The sequence below is a fragment of the Flavobacterium quisquiliarum genome (genome assembly GCF_019308285.1).
Taxonomy (GTDB): domain Bacteria; phylum Bacteroidota; class Bacteroidia; order Flavobacteriales; family Flavobacteriaceae; genus Flavobacterium; species Flavobacterium quisquiliarum.
This window is the reverse complement of the sequence record NZ_WWEM01000013.1, coordinates 60,984-81,999: the sequence shown is the minus strand read 5'-3', so window position 1 is coordinate 81,999 and position 21,016 is coordinate 60,984. Positions and strand designations below refer to the sequence as shown.

The 21,016-nt window shown below is 34.6% G+C and carries 16 protein-coding genes; 6 read left to right on the top strand and 10 right to left on the bottom strand.

Annotated elements, in window-relative coordinates; all coding sequences use genetic code 11:
• The first annotated feature begins 168 nt into the window (after nt 1–168).
• Complete coding sequence (locus GSY47_RS05370) at nt 169–1,746, top strand: L,D-transpeptidase family protein (RefSeq protein ID WP_179002327.1); 1,578 nt, start codon at nt 169–171, stop codon at nt 1,744–1,746.
• Between the two features lie 129 nt (nt 1,747–1,875).
• Here the strand turns inward: GSY47_RS05370 and GSY47_RS05365 are convergent, their stop codons facing one another.
• The gene (locus GSY47_RS05365) at nt 1,876–2,385 is read right to left on the bottom strand and encodes a C40 family peptidase (RefSeq protein WP_219071136.1); all 510 of its coding nucleotides are present in this window, start codon (nt 2,383–2,385) and stop codon (nt 1,876–1,878) included.
• Nucleotides 2,386–2,601: 216 nt separating this feature from the next.
• On the opposite strand from GSY47_RS05365, the gene GSY47_RS05360 reads away from it, so the two are divergent.
• The 3 genes from GSY47_RS05360 (at nt 2,602) to bglX (ending at nt 7,799) form a co-directional block, all read left to right on the top strand.
• Complete coding sequence (locus tag GSY47_RS05360; protein ID WP_179002325.1) at nt 2,602–3,702, top strand: SGNH/GDSL hydrolase family protein; 1,101 nt, start codon at nt 2,602–2,604, stop codon at nt 3,700–3,702.
• On the top strand, nt 3,692–5,071 hold the full coding sequence (locus tag GSY47_RS05355) for a sialate O-acetylesterase (protein WP_179002324.1): 1,380 nt from the start codon (nt 3,692–3,694) through the stop codon (nt 5,069–5,071). Before GSY47_RS05360 ends, GSY47_RS05355 begins: the two co-directional genes overlap by 11 nt.
• 430 nt (nt 5,072–5,501) lie before the next feature.
• Nucleotides 5,502–7,799 (top strand): beta-glucosidase BglX, encoded by a 2,298-nt coding sequence (bglX, locus tag GSY47_RS05350; RefSeq protein WP_179002323.1) that lies wholly within the window; start codon nt 5,502–5,504, stop codon nt 7,797–7,799.
• 200 nt (nt 7,800–7,999) lie between these two features.
• On the opposite strand, the gene GSY47_RS05345 is transcribed toward bglX, so the two are convergent.
• Complete coding sequence (locus GSY47_RS05345; RefSeq protein WP_179002322.1) at nt 8,000–8,197, bottom strand: DUF433 domain-containing protein; 198 nt, start codon at nt 8,195–8,197, stop codon at nt 8,000–8,002.
• 171 nt (nt 8,198–8,368) lie between these two features.
• Here GSY47_RS05345 and GSY47_RS05340 point away from each other — a divergent pair, with 171 nt between their 5' ends.
• Nucleotides 8,369–9,325 (top strand): aldo/keto reductase, encoded by a 957-nt coding sequence (locus GSY47_RS05340; protein WP_179002321.1) that lies wholly within the window; start codon nt 8,369–8,371, stop codon nt 9,323–9,325.
• 79 nt (nt 9,326–9,404) lie between these two features.
• On the opposite strand, the gene GSY47_RS05335 is transcribed toward GSY47_RS05340, so the two are convergent.
• From GSY47_RS05335 to GSY47_RS05300, 8 genes are all read right to left on the bottom strand, one after another.
• Nucleotides 9,405–11,384, bottom strand: coding sequence for a glycoside hydrolase family 97 protein (locus GSY47_RS05335; RefSeq protein ID WP_179002320.1), 1,980 nt, complete (start codon nt 11,382–11,384; stop codon nt 9,405–9,407).
• Between the two features lie 130 nt (nt 11,385–11,514).
• The gene (locus tag GSY47_RS05330) at nt 11,515–12,801 is read right to left on the bottom strand and encodes a glycoside hydrolase 5 family protein (protein WP_179002319.1); all 1,287 of its coding nucleotides are present in this window, start codon (nt 12,799–12,801) and stop codon (nt 11,515–11,517) included.
• Between the two features lie 149 nt (nt 12,802–12,950).
• Nucleotides 12,951–14,180 carry a glycoside hydrolase family 26 protein gene (locus tag GSY47_RS05325; RefSeq protein ID WP_179002318.1) on the bottom strand — a complete coding sequence of 410 codons (1,230 nt, stop codon included), beginning with the start codon at nt 14,178–14,180 and terminating at the stop codon, nt 12,951–12,953.
• 6 nt (nt 14,181–14,186) lie between these two features.
• Entirely contained in the window at nt 14,187–14,735 is a 549-nt protein-coding gene (locus GSY47_RS05320; protein ID WP_179002317.1) for a hypothetical protein, read from the bottom strand.
• 28 nt (nt 14,736–14,763) lie between these two features.
• On the bottom strand, nt 14,764–15,954 hold the full coding sequence (locus GSY47_RS05315) for an AGE family epimerase/isomerase (RefSeq protein WP_179002316.1): 1,191 nt from the start codon (nt 15,952–15,954) through the stop codon (nt 14,764–14,766).
• A 6-nt stretch (nt 15,955–15,960) separates the two neighbouring features.
• The gene (locus tag GSY47_RS05310) at nt 15,961–17,151 is read right to left on the bottom strand and encodes a glycoside hydrolase family 130 protein (protein WP_179002315.1); all 1,191 of its coding nucleotides are present in this window, start codon (nt 17,149–17,151) and stop codon (nt 15,961–15,963) included.
• A gap of 30 nt (nt 17,152–17,181) precedes the next feature.
• Nucleotides 17,182–18,570 carry an MFS transporter gene (locus GSY47_RS05305; RefSeq protein WP_179002314.1) on the bottom strand — a complete coding sequence of 463 codons (1,389 nt, stop codon included), beginning with the start codon at nt 18,568–18,570 and terminating at the stop codon, nt 17,182–17,184.
• Between the two features lie 36 nt (nt 18,571–18,606).
• Entirely contained in the window at nt 18,607–19,743 is a 1,137-nt protein-coding gene (locus GSY47_RS05300) for a glycoside hydrolase family 26 protein (RefSeq protein WP_179002313.1), read from the bottom strand.
• 307 nt (nt 19,744–20,050) lie between these two features.
• Between GSY47_RS05300 and GSY47_RS05295 the strand changes: the two genes are divergently transcribed.
• A complete protein-coding gene (locus GSY47_RS05295; protein ID WP_091492127.1) occupies nt 20,051–20,929 on the top strand; it encodes an AraC family transcriptional regulator in 879 nt (292 codons plus the stop codon).
• The last annotated feature ends 87 nt before the right edge of the window (nt 20,930–21,016 follow it).

Genomic DNA, 21,016 nt, shown 5'->3' with positions numbered 1-21,016 from the left:
GAATTTTTATTAGGTTGGTTATATGGCAAAAGCTCTAAACAAGAAATTGTTTGGAGCTTTTTATTTTTAGAGAATTTGCTGATAGCTTAAAAATGGCGTATTTAAGATTCAGTTTTTAAGATTTTGATTTAATAGAATTTTTTTTACTTTTAATAAAAATTCCTACTTATGAAAATTTGGTATACGCCCTTTATCGCAGTTGTTTTTTTGATCGTTTTTTCGTGTAATTCGAAAGCAGATAAAAAGGAAGAGAATTCAATAAAAACAGTTGAAAAGATTCCAGAATTAAAACTGACAATTGACAGTACACGCATTTCAAAATTTTATGAGAATTATCCAAAACTGGATAAATTTAAAAATGATGTAGCTTCTTTATATCAAAAAAACAAATCAACTCAATTGTGGCAGGATAATAAAGGAGTGGTTGAGTTTGGAAATACTTTATTTAATCAGTACAAAAATTTAGATCAGGAAGGATTAAAAGCCAATTATCCTTATAAAGACGAATTAAATTCTGTTTTTGAAAATAATCCAGCCAAAAAACTATCCAAAGAAGATACGGATTTACTGCTTTCCAATCTGTATTACTATTATGGTGAAAAAGTGGGTGGTTTTGACGAAAAAACAGTACTTTCTTTAGAATGGCTTTTGCCTCGTAAAAAACTGAATTACCAAGTGCTTTCAGATTCTATCTTTAAAAAATCAACCATTTTGGATGATAAGAAAAGAAAGATGTTCAGTCAGTATTACAAACTTCGTGATGCTCTAAAAGATTACAGGGAAATCGAGAAAAAAGGTGGTTGGAAAACCATTGAAACAGGAGACGATTATAAAAGCCTAAAAGTTGGCGATTCGTCCAATGTGATTGCTCAAATTAGAGAAAGACTTTTTGTCACCAAAGATCTAAAAGAAGACACTAAAAGTGCAGTTTGTGATACGGTTTTGATAAAAGCCATGAAGAACTACGAATTACGTCACGGTTATGCTCCAAAAAATACTATTCTTTTAGAACATATAAAGGATTTGAATATTCCGGTTTCAGAGCGAATCAAAACCATTATCGCCAATATGGAACGTTGTCGATGGATTGATCCTGAATTGGAAAAAGGTCAGAAATACATCGAAGTCAATATTCCAGAGTTTAAACTGTATATCATTGAAGACGGGAAAATAGCTTTTACTTCGGCAGTTGTTGTGGGTAAAGCGATGACCAAAACAGTTGTTTTCAGTGGTATGATGAGTAATATTGTTTTCAGTCCGTATTGGAATGTACCGCCTAGTATTATCAAATCGGAGATAAAACCAGGAATGGCCAGAGATAAAAATTATCTGCAAAAGAAAAACTTAGAATGGAACAACGGCTCAGTTCGTCAGCTTCCTGGGAGAAATAATTCATTGGGATTGGTTAAGTTTTTATTTCCCAATTCAAGTAATATTTATCTGCATGATACGCCTTCAAAAAGTTTATTCGAAAGAGAAAGTAGAGCGTTTAGCCACGGTTGCGTACGTGTAGCAAAACCAAGAGAATTGGCAATCGAATTATTAAAACCAGATCCGGCTTGGAATCCTGCCAGAATTGACAAAGCCATGCATGCCGGAAAAGAAAGTTGGTATACGTTGAAGAAAAAAGTTCCGGTTTATATTGGCTATTTTACGGCTTGGGTAGATCGTGAAGGCAATCTAAATTTCTATAAAGATATTTACCAAAGAGATGAAAGTTTATTAAAGCTTTTAACAGAAGAATAAAAGTTGATTTCACGCAGATTTGAAAAGATTTAAGCAGATGCTCGCAGATTTTATTTATTGCAGTGAGCAAAAAAGATCTAATTAATCTGCTCTAATCTGCAAAATCTGCGTGAAAAAATAATAATAAAATTATTTAGATAGAACATCAACACATTTATAAAAGCGTTTGGTATAATGTTCTGTATCAAGTGCTGTTATAGTAACTTGCTGTGCTTTTCCTGAAGAAGCATGAATAAATTTGGACTGCATTCCGTTTGCTTCGCAGATGATGCCAACGTGCCCCACAATATTTCTGTTTTTATAACCATAAAAAACTAAGACATCGCCAACTTTAAATTCTTCTGGTTTTAAAGCCGTTCCTAAATTTTTATATCCGCTTGAACTTCTTGGCAATGTCAATCCAAAATTGCTGAAAACGAAGCTTACAAATCCCGAACAATCAAAACCTTTTTTTGGATTACTGCTGGCGTATACATAAGGTGTTCCTAAATATTGTTTGGCATAAGCAATAATAGAATCACGATTTATTTCGGTCTGAATTTTAGCGTTTGGAACTATAATTTTCGGTTCTTTCTTTTTTACATTGAAAGAAGAAAGTAAAATAACAGGCAGTAAAAATAATAGTAGGCTCGATTTCATTTTTTTAGTCTTATATAAATTGAAACGCTAAAGATAAGCTGTTATTTTACTTTAAAAAGAACAAAAACACCCTAAAAAGTACGAATAAACATCTGATTGCCTCCTAATGATGTGTTTATGTGGTGTTTTTTTATTGCTTTTTGACATTTTAGTATCTTTCTGTGTAATTCATTTCAAATATATTTGTGAATCGTATTTAGATTTAACAAATAAATTATGTTTCTTAAAAAAATAGCTGTTTTAATTTCGTTTTTGCTGATTTCAGTCATTTCGAATGCACAAACTCAAAATTCGAATAAAACTTTTTTATACCAAGGTCGAGTTGATCAACTTCAAAATGATCAGGTTATTTTAATTGGAACGGCTTCTTCTGTTTCATTTAATTTTATAGGAAATAAATGTTCCATCTCGCTTCAAATCGTTGATTCTTATGAACATCACAATTATGTTCAATTGGTTTTGGATGGAAAGTATATTGGAAAGATTAGAATTGAAAAAGGAGCAGTTCAATCCTTTCCAATCAAAGTGACTTCCAATAAAAAAGAACATCGATTAGAAATTTATAAAAATACAGAAGCCCATAGTGGCAATATTTTGTTTGCTGGAACGACGGCGAAACTAATTCCCATTTCATTTAAAAAGAAAAAGAAAATCGAATTTATTGGGGATTCTATTACTTGTGGTGCCGCGAGTGATCCATCTGATGTTCCTTGCGATAAAGGCGAATATATGGATCATCATAATGGTTATTATGCTTACGGACCAACATTATCAAGAGCAATTGGTGCTGATTATTTAATGAGCTGTGTTTCTGGAATTGGAATGTATAGAAACTGGAATGATGAAAATAAAGACGAAGCGATAATGCCGGATGTTTATCCTAATTTATACCTGACAAAAGACGCTTCAAAACCTAGATATGATTTTGCTTTTCAGCCCGATATCATCAGTATTGCTTTGGGAACAAACGATTTTTCTGGCGGAGATGGTAAAAAAGAACGTCTTCCTTTTAATCCGGAAAAATATGTTTCCAATTATATTGATTTTATAAAAATGCTCTATAAACACAATCCAAAAGCACAGATTGTTATTACGAACAGTCCAATGGTTGGCGGAGACAAAGCATTAGTTTTTGAAGATTGTCTGAATAAAGTTAAAAACGCTTTCGCGGATGATAAATCACACAAAACAATTCAGATTTTTAAATTTAAACCCATGACTCCAAATGGATGTTCAGGTCATCCGGATGTGGCAGATCACAAGGTTTTGGCAAACGAATATGCACCATTTTTAAAGAAACTGCTAAATGAAAAATAATATCTATAAGTTTGTTTTCTTTTTATTGATTTCCAGTACTATGATGGCAAACGTTTCGCTTCCGAATATTTTTAGTGATAATATGGTTTTACAACGCAACTCTGAAGTGAAAATTTGGGGTTGGGCAAATCCAAAAGAAGAGATTAAACTGGTTTCCGGCTGGAATAATCAAGAATATAAAACCGTTGCAAATAATCAGGCAAAATGGGAATTGACCATTAAAACCCCTGAAGCGGGAGGGCCTTTTACAATTTCTATAAAAGGTTACAATGAAGTAGTTTTAAAAAATATTTTGATTGGAGAAGTTTGGCTTTGTTCCGGACAATCGAATATGGAAATGTCTGTAAGCTGGGGAATTGATGATGGAGAAGAAGAAGCTAAAAATGCAACAAATCCAAACATTCGATTTTTTACGGTTCCTAAATTGACGGCAGAAAATCCCCAGAATAATTTATTGGGAAACTGGACAGAATCGACTCCTGAAACCATGAAATATTTTAGTGCTGTTGGTTACTTTTTTGCAAAACGTCTTCGCGAGGATTTAAAGAATGTTCCCATCGGATTAATTTCTTCCAACTGGGGCGGAACTCCTGCTGAAATCTGGATGCCGGCAGAAGTCGTAAACAACGATCCAATTTTATTGGAGAACGCAAAAAAACTCAACGAACAAGAATACGGACCAAGACAACCCGGACGTGCTTACAATGCGATGATTTATCCAATTGCTGGATTTAAAATTGCGGGAACGCTTTGGTATCAGGGAGAATCGAATGTGGGTTCTTTGGTTTATGACAAAACATTAGGTGCTTTAATTACATCTTGGAGAAAAGAATGGAAAGATGATTTCCCTTTTTATTATGTTCAGATTGCACCTTTTAAAACAGGAACGAATAATTTCTCGAATGTAACAGTTAGAGATTCACAAAGAAAATTATTGAAAGAAGTTTCAAAAACGGGAATGGTTGTGATTAGTGATATTTCTGATACGATTGATATTCATCCCAAAAATAAAAAATCAGTTGGAATTCGTTTGGCGAATTTAGCTCTGGCTGAAAATTATAAAACGAATTCCAATTTAGTTAATGGACCGCTCTTTAAATCCATTAAAATAGATAAAAATAAAGTTACAGTTTCTTTTGATTATGGAGATGGACTTTATTTTAAAGATAAAAAATCGAATCAATTTGAAGTTGCGGGAGCAGATGGAGTTTTCTATCCTGCCGAAGCTTCAATTAAAAATAACGAAGTGATTTTGACAAGTAAAAAAGTAGCTTCTCCAGCAAAAGTGAGGTTTGCATGGGGAAATACAGTACAGTCAGATTTGTTTAACAAAGTGAATCTGCCTGCTTCTTGTTTTACGACGGAATGATTTTAGAATGTAGATTTTAGATTTTTTGACCACAGATTTTACTGATTGAACGGATTAATACTAATTTTTTGTTTTGCGTTTGTGAGGCTGAGTGGAGTTGAAGTTCTGCAAAGTTAAGTTTGTCATTTCGACTGGAAGGAGAAATCACACTAGAAACTCCATGCAGAATGTCGCCAATCTTTGTCGAATCCCGAGTGTGATTCCTCGTTCCTCGGAATGACAAAACTGTGTGTTGAAAAATAAAAATCAAAAACGCTCTTTTGAAACCGTTTGCGTGAGGGATAGAAGTGGAAAGCCCACAGTCTCGTCAGAATGACGAGACGAGGACTTGAAACGGATAGCCCGACCCGGAGGGACACGCCCAAAAAAACTTAGAATCTTAGCGTCTCAGAACCTTAGCAACTTAAAAAGAACTAACTAAACCACATATATGAAAAATAAAAAAATAATATTTATTGGGGTCTTTTCCCTTTTTACGATTGGAAATATGAATGCACAAAAAAAGCCGTATCTGGATAAGAATAAAACTGTTGAGCAGCGTATCGATTTGCTTTTGCCGTTAATGACCCTTGAGGAAAAGGTAGGACAGATGAATCAATATAATGGTTTTTGGGATGTTACGGGACCAGCACCAAAAGGCGGATCTGCCGAATTAAAATACGAACATTTAAGAAAAGGATTAGTCGGTTCGATGCTGACGGTGCGAGGCGTGAAAGAAGTTCGTGCCGTACAGAAAATTGCGGTAGAAGAAACCCGTTTAGGAATTCCGCTTATTATTGGTTTTGACGTAATACATGGTTATAAAACGTTAAGCCCGATTCCGCTGGCTGAAGCGGCGAGTTGGGATTTGGAAGCGATTAAGAAATCGGCGGCGATTGCGGCTGATGAAGCTTCGGCATCAGGGATTAATTGGACTTTTGGCCCAAATGTCGATGTGGCAAATGATGCTCGTTGGGGACGTGTGATGGAAGGTGCGGGTGAAGATCCGTATTTAGGAAGTAAAGTGGGTTATGCACGTGTGAAAGGTTTTCAAGGAGAAACTGTTGCAGATTTGGCTAAAGTAAATACGATTGCGGCTTGTGCGAAACACTTTGCGGCTTACGGTTATGTTGAAGCGGGATTGGAATATAATATTGTGGATATCAGTAATTCTAAATTGTACAATTCGGTTTTGCCTCCTTTTAAAGCGACTGTTGATGCTGGAGTTCGTACGTTTATGAATTCATTTAATACTTTGAATGGTGTTCCTGCGACTGGAAATGCCTTTTTACAAAGAGATATTTTAAAAGGAAAATGGAAGTTTGACGGATTTGTAATTTCTGATTACGCTTCGATTCGTGAAATGATTGCGCACGGTTATGCAAAAGACGAAGCTGATGCAACGGCTAAAGCGGTAATCGCTGGTTCTGATATGGATATGGAATCGTATTTATATGTAGCAAAGCTTGTTGATTTAGTAAAATCGGGAAAAGTAAAAGAAGCTTTGGTTGATGATGCTGTCCGAAGAATTTTGCGCGTGAAATTTGAATTGGGATTATTTGATGATCCTTACAGATATTGTGATGAAAAACGCGAGAAAGAAGTGGTTGGAAGTAAAGCCAATAACGATGGCGTTTTGGATATGGCGAAGAAATCGATCGTTTTATTGAAGAACGAAAAGAATTTGCTTCCGCTAAAGAAATCTGGACAGAAAATCGCTTTGATTGGCGCTTTAGCCAATGATAAAAACAGTCCGTTGGGAAGCTGGAGAATCGCAGCTTCTGATGATACTGCGGTTTCTGTTTTAGAAGGAATGCAGCAATACAAAGACAATCAACTTACTTTTGAAAAAGGTGTTGATTTATTGAAACAAAAAGCAACTTTCTTAACTGAAACAATTTTTAATACAACAGATAAAAGTGGCTTCGAAGCAGCGAAAAAAGCAGCAAAAAATGCTGACGTTGTAGTAATGGTTTTAGGAGAATACGGTTTTCAAAGCGGTGAGGGAAGAAGTAGAACTGATTTGAATTTACCAGGTTTACAGCAGGAATTACTAGAGGAAATTTACAAGGTAAATCCAAATGTAGTTTTGGTTTTAAATAACGGTCGTCCGTTGAGTATTCCGTGGGCGGCAGAAAATGTTCCAGCAATTGTAGAGGCTTGGCATTTGGGAACTCAGGCTGGAAATGCGGTTGCACAGGTTTTATACGGAGATTACAATCCGAGCGGGAAACTGCCAATGTCGTTTCCTAGAAATGTAGGTCAGGTGCCAATTTATTATAACAAATACAGTACAGGAAGACCAATTGACAGCGATAAAAATGTTTTCTGGTCGCATTATATGGATGTGGAAAAAACGCCTCAGTTTCCGTTTGGTTTTGGATTGAGCTATACTAAATTCGATTATAAAGATTTGAAATTGAATAAAACTTCTTTCGCAAAAGGAGAAAAGGTTCAAGTGAGCGTTACCGTTACAAACTCAGGAAATTATGATGGAAAAGAAGTAGTGCAATTATACATTCATGATGAATATGCAAGTATTGTTCGTCCAATTAAGGAATTAAAAGGTTTTGAATTGGTTAACTTAAAAAAAGGAGAAACGAAAACGGTAAACTTTACTTTGACAGATAAAGAACTTGGTTTTTATGATAACGAAGGAAATTATTTAGTAGAACCGGGAACTTTTAAAATCATGGTTGGAGGAAGCTCTGATAAAGGTTTGCAAGATCGTTTTGAGATAAAAGAATAGAAGGGTTTTTGCCGCAAAGGCACTAAGGCACAAAGTTTTTTTGGCCACGAATTCACTAATTTTTCAATAGCCCCTAGCTTTAGCTAGGGGGAATATGATTGAATAGAAAAAGGCTTTAGCCGAACTTTAAAGTTTGGCTAAAGCCTTTTTGATTGCGTTTATATTTTCATCCAGCTAAAGCTGGACGCTATTGAATATTATTATGCAGAAAAAATTAGAGTGGCAAGAATATGTTCTTTGTTTAATTCCGGAAAATCTTCAATAATTTGTTCAAAAGACATTCCTGTAGAAAGCCACGAAAGAATATCTGAAACACAAATTCTCGTTCCTGTTATGATAGGCTTACCGAATCTGATATCAGGATCTATCGAAATTAAATTTTGCCAATTATTATTCATAATTTTAAATTTTAAACAAATTTACAAAATTAAAAATGAATTAGATTTTTAATTTCCTCTCGCAGATTTAGCAAATTAGGCAGATTTTTTTATCTCCTGTATCTGCTAAATCTGCGGGAGTTTTTTGTATTTTTAAAACCTATTAAAACTCCAACTTTTTAAATTAAAACAATGAAATATAACAGATGCGGGAAAAGCGGTTTGCTGCTTCCAGAGATTTCTTTAGGATTATGGCATAACTTCGGATCAGTAGATAATTTTGATAATGCTGAAAGTATTGCGGTAGAAGCTTTTGATAAAGGAATTACTCATTATGATTTAGCTAATAATTATGGGCCGGTTCCAGGTTCTGCTGAAACTAATTTTGGTAAAATTTTGTGGCATAACTTTCAAGGAAACCTGCGTGATGAAATTATTATTTCAACCAAAGCAGGTTACACTATGTGGGATGGCCCTTATGGAGATTGGGGTTCAAGAAAATATTTGCTTTCAAGTTTAGATCAGAGCTTAAAGCGAATGAAAGTCGATTATGTCGATATCTTTTATTCGCATCGTCCAGATCCTGAAACACCAATCGAAGAAACCATGATGGCTTTAGATTATGCTGTTAGAAGTGGAAAGGCTTTATACGTTGGAATTAGTAATTATTCGGCAGAACAGACTCGTGTTGCGGTTGATGTTTTAAAGCAATTAGGAACGCCATGTCTGATTCACCAAGCCAAATATTCTATGTTGCAACGTTGGGTTGAAGATGGTCTATTAGATGTGCTAGAGGAAAAAGGGGTAGGTTGCATTGCTTTTTCGCCTTTGGCACAAGGACTTTTAACAGATAAATATTTAAACGGAATTCCAGAAAATTCAAGAGCGCATAATCCAAACGGACATTTGAGAGAAGATGAGGTTACGGAGGAAAGAATTCAGAAGTTAATTCAGCTGAATGAAATTGCTAAAAATAGAAACCAATCTTTGGCACAAATGGCTTTGGCTTGGTTGCAAAAAGACAAACGAATTACATCGGTTTTAATTGGGGCGAGTTCTGTAAAACAATTGTGTAATAATATTGATTGTCTTCAGAATACTGATTTTACGGCTGATGAGTTGAATGCGATTGAGAAGATTTTAGCATAACGTTTATGTTATGAGTAGCAAACCCGACAGGTTTTAAAAACCTGTCGGGTTTAAATTTTTATAGAATAGAGAGATTATTTTATTTAATAATCATCGCCAAACCGCCACCGCTTGCTAAATGATATTTTAGTTTCGTTGTCGAATCAACGGTTATGATTTCTTTTTTATAATCTGTTGCGGCTTTGTCAGCATTTAGGCCATCAGAGAAAATTTCTGCTTGGAATTTTTTGCCTTTTTCAAGGAAAGAAAAATCAATCGTAATATCTCTGGAATCCCAATTTGTTATGACACCCAGATACCACGTATTTCCTTTTCTTCGGGCAATTGAAACATATTTTCCAACTTTGCCATCAAGAGCTACAGTTTCATCAAAAGTAGTTGGAATTTTAGCAATAAAATCTGTGCTTTCCTGCTCTTTCATAAAAGCCGTTGGGCTGTCTGCCATCATTTGCAAAGGCGCTTCAAAAATAGTGTAAAGTGCCAATTGGTGACATCTGGTTCCCTGACTCATAGGAGTCGAATGACTAGGTTTGAATTCGCCTTTTGTTGCGTTTCGCATCGCGCCTGGTGTGTAATCCATTGGTCCAGCCATCATTCGGATAAATGGAATGGTACAATCATAAAGCGGAACATCATCATTTGGTGTCCATTTATTATTTTCAAGACCTTTTACACCTTCAAAATTTAAAATATTTGGAAATGTTCTCTGAATCCCTGTTGGTTTGTACATGCCGTGGAAATCAATGATTAATTTATGATTGGCTGCTTTCTGCGCAATATCATAAACGGAATTAACCATTTTAGCATCGTCACGATCTATAAAATCAACTTTAAAACCTTTTACGCCCAGTTTTGCATAATTGTCAAAAACGGCTTCTGTTTTATTATTGATTGCCATCCACGAAGCCCACAAAATAATACCAACATTTCTTTCTTTCGCGTAAGCAATTAAAGCTTCCAAATCTACATTTGGATTGTGTTTCATAATATCGGTTTCAACGCTCCAGCCTTCATCTAAAACTACATATTCAACCTTGTTTTTAGAAGCAAAATCAATATAGTATTTATAAGTCTGCGTATTGATTCCTGCTTTAAAATCGACATTGTAAATATTCCAGTCATTCCACCAATCCCAAGCCACTTTTCCGGGTTTTATCCACGAAATGTCTTTTATTCTTGACGGTTCTGCCAATTTCTGAACCATATCGTTATTGGCTAAATCGGCATCATTTTGAGCAATTACAAACGCTCTCCATGGAAAAGTTCTTGTTCCTTTGGTTTTTACCAAATAATCGGCTCTTTCGGTAATAAGTTTGTTGAGGTAATTAAATCCGCCGTTGGTTTCTTGGGTGGGATATTTAGAAAAACGAGACTCAAAACCTGTTTTATTTTTATTGTTGGTGACAAATAATCCTGGATAATCTTCTAAATCTGCTTCTAGAAAAACTGCTTTTTTATGGTTTTTATAATCAATTAAAAAAGGTAAAAATGCCAAAGTATCTTTAGAAAATTCACTTATTTTTTTGTTTTCATAATGTGATTCAAACGAAGAAATAAATTGATCTTTTGGATTTCTCAAATCACGGACATAAGGTATTAAAGTATTGTAATCCTGATCGAAATTTAAAACTACTTCTTCATTTTTAATCGTAATATCTTTTTTCTTTTTTGTAACAAATCGATAAGCTACGCCATCGTCAAAAACACGAAATTCAAGTGCGAAATCATTTTTAAAGTTGATAGTCAGTTTACTGTATTGATCTTTTACGGTTTTCTTTTTATACAAAGGCGTTTCAAAAGAAGTATTGACATTTTCTTTTTTTGAGTTTAAAACAACTGGATTTTTTCCTAAAACAACATTTCCGTCCAAAGTCAAAGCCATTTCGGACGGAGCTAAAATCAAGTCTTTTTCATGCGAAATGGACCATAAGATTTTGTCATTCACAGCAATTTTAACCTCGATTTTTCCATCAGGAGAAATTACGTTAAAATCCTGTTTCTTCTGTGAAAAACAAAAGTTTGCGAGTATAAAACAAAAAAGAATAAATATATTTTTCATGAAGTTTTGATTTTGGTTATTCTGTAGAGACGCACCGCAGTGTGTCTACGCCCAGTTCACGTCGCGCATATTCGTTACGCATAAGACGCACTGCAGTGCGTCTCTACGAAAAATAGGGATGAATTCTATTCTATTTTTTCAATTTCAGATTATAATCTTTTACAATTTCCAATGTCGATTTATCTCCGTTAAAAACCGAATTTAAACCTTGTGGTTCTTGCGGTGGATCTGTTGTGAAAGGCTCTCCTGGATTCCATTTTCCATCAGGATGAATTGCTTTTCCTTCGCCACCGTAACCCCAGAAATTGGCTGCTTGCAATGGTCCGCCATTTTTAACGCTTTCTGCAACTCTCCCGAAAATATAGCTGTAAAATTTATCTCGGTAAACAGAAGAAGCTCCAGCGTTCAGATTTTCATTTTCTCTCGGAAGTCCAAATTCTTCAATAATAATTGGTCTTTTAAGATTATTAGCCACTTTGATGTGGTCATCAATATATTTACCAGCATTTTCAATTGTTTTTGGCATTGTAGCTTTGGCATTGTCCGCTTTGAACCAATTCCAGTTTTTAGGCCAGATATGCATCGTTAAATAATCGATATTCGGATTTTGATGTGTTCTTTCGAAGATTTCCATACTGTCGTTCGAACTGTTTTTTCCTTCAGAACCTGTAGAAACCAAATGATTTTTGTCTAAACTGTCAATTAAATCTACAATATTATTCAGCCATTTGGTAAATTTTACTTCGTTTTCTACTGTAAAAAGCCTAGGCTCATTTCCAACCTGCCATGACATAATCGTATTATCTTCGTTGTATTTCTTTTTAGAATAAGCATTTGTTCTTCCAATAATAAATTTAACATGATTATTTAAAGCTTCCATACAAGGTTCACAGCTATGAAATTGCTCGGTATACGACATAAACTGAGGCCAAGTATTTGGTGGAATAGCAGGAACAGGAACTGGGCCTTTTCCATTCCATTCTAAATATTGCGACATACCGCCAGACCATTCCCAATTATTGGTTAAATATAAAACGGCGTACATGTTTCGTTTGCTCATTTCGTTGATTAAGAAATCTAGTCCATCTAATAAATCTTCGTCGTACTTTCCCTGTTCGTATTGTAATGCTGGGCGAACTGTAAAATCATATTTTCCGCCATCAGCACCTACTAAAATACGCAGATTATCGATTCCATTTTTCTTCATTAAATTCAGTTCACGAATTAGTCTTTTACGATCGCCAATTTTCTTTGAAGCCAGCATACTCCCGTACCAATAATTGGTTCCAATATAAGCATAAGGTTTGTCGCCTTTGTAAAACTGGTTTCCTTTTACGGTAATTTTTTCCTGTGCATGACAAGCTATCGTAGAGAAAATCAAGGCTAATGAAAGTGTTTTAAAAAATCTATTTTTCATAATTTGTATTTTAAGGAGCTAATCCCGCTATCCGTTGCAATCTTTTATTTTTTAAAGAAAAAAATAAAAGGATTTCCACTTCTATCGGGGCTAGGGCAATCCGTTATTTTACGCGTTTTACTGTGAACCTGAAACCTGAAACAAAAAAACTATTTTGGCATTTCATATATTTTCGGCAGGGAATTTACCAAAGCTGATTTTGTTTTGAGACTGTAAGTTTTAAAATCGGTTGCATTAGAAACCGTTCCATTTGGAACATAATAACCGTCCGAATTATTATTCCAAAACATAACATAACTTATCTGAATATCGTTTTTGGTTAAAGCGTTATATAGTAAAGTCGAAAACCAGTCGGTAATAGCAGGTGTTGTATTGGTAACGCGATAGCCTGTTTCAGTCAAAGCGGCGATTTTTACTTTTGCTTTTGCGTAATCCGAAAGAATTTTCAGTTTCGCATTGGCTTTGTCAGATCCTGTCTGCCCTTGATTATTAAAATCACCATAATTATCCATTCCTATAATATCGACATATTTATCACCAGGATAACGGCTTAAATAATTGGTTTCGGTAGTATATGAGTTATCAGGAGAAAAAGCATACAGAATGTTGTGGACTCCCTTTGTGTTTTTCAAATAATCAACCGTAAATTGATAAGCTTTTTTGTATTCATCTGCTGTACAAAAATCGGCTCCCCACCAAAACCAGCTTCCATCAAATTCATGAAAAGGTCTAAAGATTACAGGAATCAATTCGCCATTGGCACCTTTTAGATTTAGAATAACTTTGGCTACTTTATCTAATTTCTTTTTGTACCATTCGTTATTAACTCCGCCTGGAAGAATACTTCTAAAAGCAGTCGATTTTTGTTCAGAAGTCATATCAGCAGCATAAAAAGATTCTTCTTTATTAGGTTCTCTCAAATGCCAGCTGAAGGTATTGATTATTCCTTTCGCGTAAGCTGCTTTAGTATCAGCTACAATTTTTTGTTCCTGCTGATAAAACCAGTTGTTAGATTGTTCGTTATTGTTTTTGTCGGTTATAAACATAAAATCAGATCCTAAAACAGCAGGATCAATACCTGTATTTTTTTTGATGTCTGAATCTCCGCCAACGTCCTGATAAAAACCATTGAAAGCATCCTGTTGACCAATGGCAGTTTTGGTCTGCGCTAGTCTTTTTAAATTATAGAATAGCGCTTTAGTTTCGTTTGTAGCACTTGGGTCAACCATGTAAGTAGCTACATTTGATGTCGTTAATGGATCATCTTGTGTCGGTGGATCGACTATGATTTCGTTATTGGAATCATTATCTGAAGAACATCCAACCAAAATCAAAATAGAAAAACTCAGTGCTATTATTTTCAAAAGTGATTTTTTCATCTGAGTTTATTTGGTTTCTGGAATCAATTTTGAAAATTCCTCTTCAGAAAGCGTTGTTACTTTTATATCGTCAAAAAATACAGTACCGTTTGTTTGTGCCAAAGCCAGCATAACTTTAATTTTTTTTGCTTCTGAGGGAACTTTTACAGCCTTTTTATAATTGATCCAGTTGGTTGTTCCTTTTGCACGAGCAATTGTTTCGGAGCTAATTGATTTGTCTGCATTGTTGAGAAATTCTACAATTATGATTGCTGCTTTATAATCTTCTTTTTGATTTTCTACGCCTTCAGCTTTCATCCAGGCATTGCATTCGATTGCATAAGTATTTCTTGCAAGCGGAACAGTTTGATCAAATGCTCTCCATTCTGCACCCGTAAACTGATTAATTAAAGCGCTGTTTTTTCCTGATTTTTTATCATAAGGAGAAAGCGCACCATTTTCTTGTCCGTTCCAATTGGTTAAGTCGTATTCAAAACCTCCATTTTTTAAGAGATTGGTTTGTGCATCAATTAATAAAGAGGCTAGTAATAAACTAAAAAGAAAAAAATGTTTCATAACGACTTAAAATTAGAATTGAATAAAATTAATCTTGAATTCGCTGTATAAGTTCTATACAGGCGCGTCCATTGTGATAAGGGCATTTCCAGAATCCGGCTTTGTCTTTTTTCATTGCAGTATAGTCAGGGTAAACTCCCCAAACCCATTCTCCGTTTTGCTGGTCGATTATATGTTTTTTTATGAATTTCCAGTTCTTGTAAACAATATCCAGATATTCTTCTTTTCCTGTTAATTGATAAGCGTTGTAAAAACCAATTAAAGCTTCGGCTTGAGGCCACCAATGTTTTTCTGCTGTCAATTCCTCTTTTTCAGGATTGTACTCGTACCACAAACCGCCATCAGTGTCTAAACCTTCTTTGGTTGCTTCGGCAATTTGAACAGCATGTTTTTTGTAATTTGCAATCAAAGTTTCATTGCCTGAAATTTCGGCGCATTGCTGTAAAAGCCAAGCTGCTTCGATATCATGTCCGTATGAGATAACATCTGGTTTTTCTTTCCAGTTTTCATCAAAAAACAAGCGTAAATGTCCTGTTTTAGTATTGATGAAATATTTTTCGATAGTTTCCAGAAGTTCGATAATAACTTCAAGCAGTTTTTCGTCTTTCCAGACTTTATATAAATTCACATAACCTTCAATAATATGAAGATGTGTATTCATGGTTTTCTTTTCGTTGGCATCTTTAGCGCTTAGGCGTAAATCTTCAATTGGCTGCCAATCTCTGGTAAAAGCTTCAAAATAGCCTTTGTTGACAGGATCGTAACTATGTTCCTGAATTTTTTGATATAGATTTTTAGCTATTTCTAGTGCTTTTTCTTCTTTCGAAATCACATAATATTCAGATAATCCATAAATCGCAAAGGCTAGAGCATAAATCTGGTTTTTGGTGTCTTTTGGAGTTTTATCCTCGTTAATACTCCAAAAAAGACCTCCAAATTGTGTGTCATAAAAGTAAGCTGAAAGAAATTCAAATGCTCTCGCTGCCAGTTTTTTGTGGTTTTCGTTTTTTGTGATTTGATAACTGGCAGAAAAAGTCCAAAGAATTCGGGCATTTAAAACCGAACCTTTTTCTGCATTTGCAATGATATGATCGTTAAAATCGATTTGTCCAACAAAACCGCCATTTTGATCATCAATAGTACGTTCTGACCAATAATTTAATATGGAATCTAGTTCTGTAGTTAGTTCTGATTTTAAAAGCTTTGATTGTAATGACACGATATTTTAAATTGCGTTATTTCTTTCGATTTGATTGATAATAGTTTGTACAGATCCTGCAGAAACAAAAGTATCAGCAGGTGCATTTGTAACATAATCTACAAGTTTGTCAACTGTTGAAACGGCTACATGCATTCTAGTGTCTGAAGAAGCATAATATACATAAACAGTTCCGTCTTCATCTTCAATCCATCCATTAGAGAATAAAACATTCGAAACGTCACCAACTCTTTCAATACCTTCCGGTCCCATAAAGTGTCCAGCAGGAACGTGTGTTACTTTTGTAATGTCATTTAAATCGGTCATGAACATATACAATGTATAACGTAATCCTGCAGCAGTGTTACGAACTCCGTGTGCTAGATGTAACCAACCTTTTGAAGTTTTTATTGGAGCTGGTCCCAAACCATTTTTCAATTCATAAATGGTATGATATTGTTTTCCAAAAATGATTTTTTCATCTTTAACAATTGGGTTTTTCATGTCTTCTACATAACCTAAACCAATTCCACCGCCAGAACCAACATCTATAAAACCATCCTGCGGACGCGTGTATAAAGCATATTTTCCGTTTACAAATTCTGGATGGAGTACAACATTTCGCTGTTGACCTGTATTGGAGATTAAATCTGGAAGTCTTTCCCAATTTACTAAATCTTGAGAGCGTACAATTCCTGCATTGGCCACAGCCGAACTTGTATCGCCTTTTGGTGCTTTTGGATCTTTTCTTTCGGTACAGAAAATTCCATAGACATAACCGTCTTCATGATGGATTAAACGCATGTCGTATACATTTGTATCTGGATCTTCAGTCTGTGGAATTACACAAGGTTTATCCCAAAATTTGAAATTATCAATTCCGTTTGGACTTTCGGCAATCGCAAAAAACGATTTTCTGTCAATTCCCTCTACACGAACAGCCAGAAGATATTTGTCGTTCCATTTCATTGCACCAGCGTTAAAAGCGGCATTGATACCAATTCTTTCTTGCAAAAAAGGATTGGTATTTTCGTTAAAATCAAAACGCCAGTTTAAAGGAGCATGTGCTGCAGTAACAACAGGGTTTTTATAACGTTCATATATACCATTTCCAGCCGTTTGTTCTGGAGTGTTTTTAAGCTCAATCAGCGCTTTATGTTCTTTTTCTAATGCCGATTTTCTTTCCTGAAAAGTCGCCGAAGATGTTATTGTTGTCATATAAATTGATTTCTTTATCTGTATTGTTTGTTAATTTTGATCTCTCTTTTCGTTTAAATCCTGTTCTATAATTTGTAATTTTTCTTCTGATAAAGGGTAAAATAAAATGAATGCAACAGATATGGCTGCAGCAATTGCTGGCAGTATGCTTAACATTAATTGAATTCCGTTTTGAGTTGCCACGGTTTGCTCCACATTGGCCTGAAAACCAAAATAGCCTAAAAGCCAGCCAGCTCCAGCACCACCAATGGTCCAGCCAAATTTTTGTGACATTGATGAAGCAGAAAAAACCAATCCTGTTGCTCTTCGGCCTTGTTTCCATTCTGAATAATCGGCGCTGTCAGCATACATGGACCAGATTAAAGGGAAAATACAGCCCGCACAAATACTGATTAAAACCTGAAAACTCATGATTAAAAAAATATCTTCTTTCCCGAATAAATAGAAAATGAGGCTTAGAATTGCAGCTAAAGCCATAGCTCCAAAAAACGTTTTCTTTTTACCAATTTTATTAGCAATTGGTGTCGCGATTATTACACCGATGATGTTTGCTGCTTGTCCTAAAACCAAATAAATTGAAGTTGGTGTCATATGAAAATCACTTCCAAAAAGTGAAAAATCAAAGTTGACAGCACTGCTTACATAATATTTAAAATAATAAACCGCAGCACCGTCTCGAATAGAATTGAAAACCAATGCTCCAATTCCAGCGCCAAGTAAAATCCACCAAGGTTTGTTTTTCCAAAGATCTTTTAAATCTTCTTTTAGGTTATTTTGTTCGTCTGCAATAGGCTTGATTCTTTCTTTTGTGAATGCAAAACAAGCCCAGAAAAAGATAGTTGTAATGAAGCCGAAAACAGCAATTGTTGACAGCCAGCCTGATTTAGAATTGAGATTTCCTCCAAAATAGTTTACTAAAGGTTCAATTAACCAGAGCGCTAATAAACTTCCGCCAAAAGCAAAAACCATTCGGTAGGACGAAAGTGTATTTCTTTCTTTTCTATCAGAAGACATTACGCCTAAAAGTGAAGCGTAAGGAACATTGATTAAAGAATAAATCATCATCATTAAAGAATAGGTAACATAGGCATAAATAATTTTACCTTTTTCATCAAAATCAGGTGTGTAGAAAGTTAAAACTCCAATGACGGCAAAAGGTATAGCAACCCAAAGAAGATAAGGTCTAAATTTTCCCCATTTGCTTTTGGTTCTGTCAGCTAGAATTCCAACAATTGGGTCAAAACAAGAATCCCAGATTCGGGTAATTAAAAACATGGTTCCTACTACGGCAGGTGCTAATCCGAAAACGTCGGTGTAGAAAAACAGTAAATACATGCTGAAAATTTTCCAGAACATAGAGGAAGCAGCGTCTCCAAGACCGTAACCGATTTTTTCTTTTAAACTAATTTTGTCGTGCATTGGTTATTTTTTAAGGTTTTAATTTATTTTGGGCAGTTATTTTAATTTTTTTGGAATGTCTTTTTCAAATATAGTTTTATCTAGGTTATAAAAATCGAGAAAATCTTTTTCGCTTACTTGTCCAGAAAATGGAGCATAGTAATGCATTTTTTGCTCTTTTTCCTGCCAGCCATGATTTCTCCATAATAAGACATACGAAATCTTATAATCTCCAATCGCTTTTAATAAAGTTCCTGTCCACCATTTTGGATCTGGAACGGCTTCGTAACCAGCTTCTGCCAATGCGATTAATTTGTGTTTTTCAGTGCTTATTTTATTTAGGATTTTAAATTGATTCTGAACCTCGTTAATGAATTTTTCTCCATTTGGATCATTGCTGTTTTGGTAGCTGTCAAAACTTAAAATATCAGCATAATTATCTCCCGGATAATTAGTTAAGAAATCGGCTTCAGTGCCAAAACTACCTGTGTTGTATACGTAGATTAAATTGTGGACACCTTTTTTCTGAAGGTAGTCGAAGGTGAATTTCCAAGCCGTTTTAAATTCTTCAGGAGTACAATTTCCTTTTCCCCACCAAAACCAGCCACCGGTAAGTTCATGAAAAGGCCTGAAGAGAATCGGAATGTTTTTTCCATTTTTATCTTTTAAAGACAGGAAGAAGACTGCTGCTTTGTCTAGCCAAGAAGTGAATTTTTTGTGATTTTCCGCACCTGGTAAAATTGTTTTCAGCGAATTTGGAGTATGATCCCAAGCATCTTTACCAGTTGCTGGGTTGTCAAAATGCCAGCTTATGGTCGAAATCCCGCCTCTTGCATTGGACTCAATAATATATTGTTTCATTTTAGCAAAAGGAACACCGTCTATATTATTGGGACTGTCTTTCTCTAAGCCTGCAATGTCCCATCCATAAACGGCTGGGTAATCGCCAGCAACATCTTTTATATCGCTTCGTTCATCTTCATATTTCCATTTTACGCCATACGCTAGATCGTCTTGATGACCAAATAGAAAGCCTTTTTGAGATAGTGTATATAAGTTTTTGTAAAGTGTTTTAGTTTCTGAAGTTGCTTTTTTATCTGAAAGTGACAAATTTGTATCACTTGGTTTTTTCTGTGATTTACAAGAAGTACCAATTAATACAACTGTTAGAAGCATGATAAAATGTTTTTTCATTGTTGGATTGTTAGTTGTTAATGGAGCTAAATGCTAAAGATACAGTGATTTAGGTTCTGAAAATATATTGACTGTTTTGTTCGAAAATTCTTTAGCAATTTGTCTCTAAAATTATTAAAACTATAAAAAGATATTCGATTAAAAATGATTAATGTTTATTATTAAAGCTCTTTTTAAAGAAATGATAATTTATTTTTTCAAAGATAATTGGATGAATATCGTGTAATTAATATTATTTTATCAATTATATATCATATTATTGCAGTCAAAAAAGAGAAAAATTGCTTTCCTGAAAATAGTTTTTAAGATGAGTACTACAAAAAATTTTTATAGAGAAATTGCGCCTCTTTCAGCAGGTGATAGTTTTTTGGTTTTCGATCGTGTAAAAGACAGCTTCGATTTTCCTGTTCATTATCATCCAGAATTCGAAATAAACTTTATTTTAAACGGAAAAGGAGTGAAGAGAGTTGTGGGAGATAATATTGAAGAAATCGATAATGTCGAGCTGGTTTTGATTGGTCCCAATTTATATCATGGCTGGGAATTGAATAAATGTACTAGTAAAAAAATCCATGAGATCACGATTCAGTTTCATAATGATTTATTTCATGAATCTTTATTATCGAGACGTATCATGAATCCAATTCGGGATATGTTTAATCGATCTATTCATGGTATTCTTTTTTCTAAAAAAACGGCTGAAGAATTAACACCAAGGCTTGTGAGGCTCTCGAAACTAGATGGAATGGATTATTTTCTGGAAATTACTTCTCTATTATATGATCTGGCAAATTCTAGGAATCAACGTCTGCTTTCTACTTATACAGTAGATTATGATACGTTTGATGATTATGATAAGATGAAATTAGTTTACGAATATGTGCAGAAACATTTTGCTGAAAAAATCACTTTGGAAGATGTTGCCAATGTAGCCAGTATGTCTATTATTTCTTTTAACCGCTTTATTAAAAAACGTACTGGAAAAACTTTTGTGAATTATATTAATGATATCCGAATTGGTTATGCGGCACGCTGGCTGGTAGAAAAAGACATGAGTGTTTCTGAAGTGGCATTCAAATCAGGTTTTAATAATATTGCGAACTTCAATCGCAGTTTCAAAGCGACGAAAAACTGTACGCCTAGTCAGTATAGAGAAGACTTTTCTGGTTTGAAACGTATTTTATAATGATACTTTTTTATCACTAATAAATATTATTTTTAACGAAAACGTTTGATTTTAGGGTTTTTGTTAGTTTTTATGTATGGTTTAGGT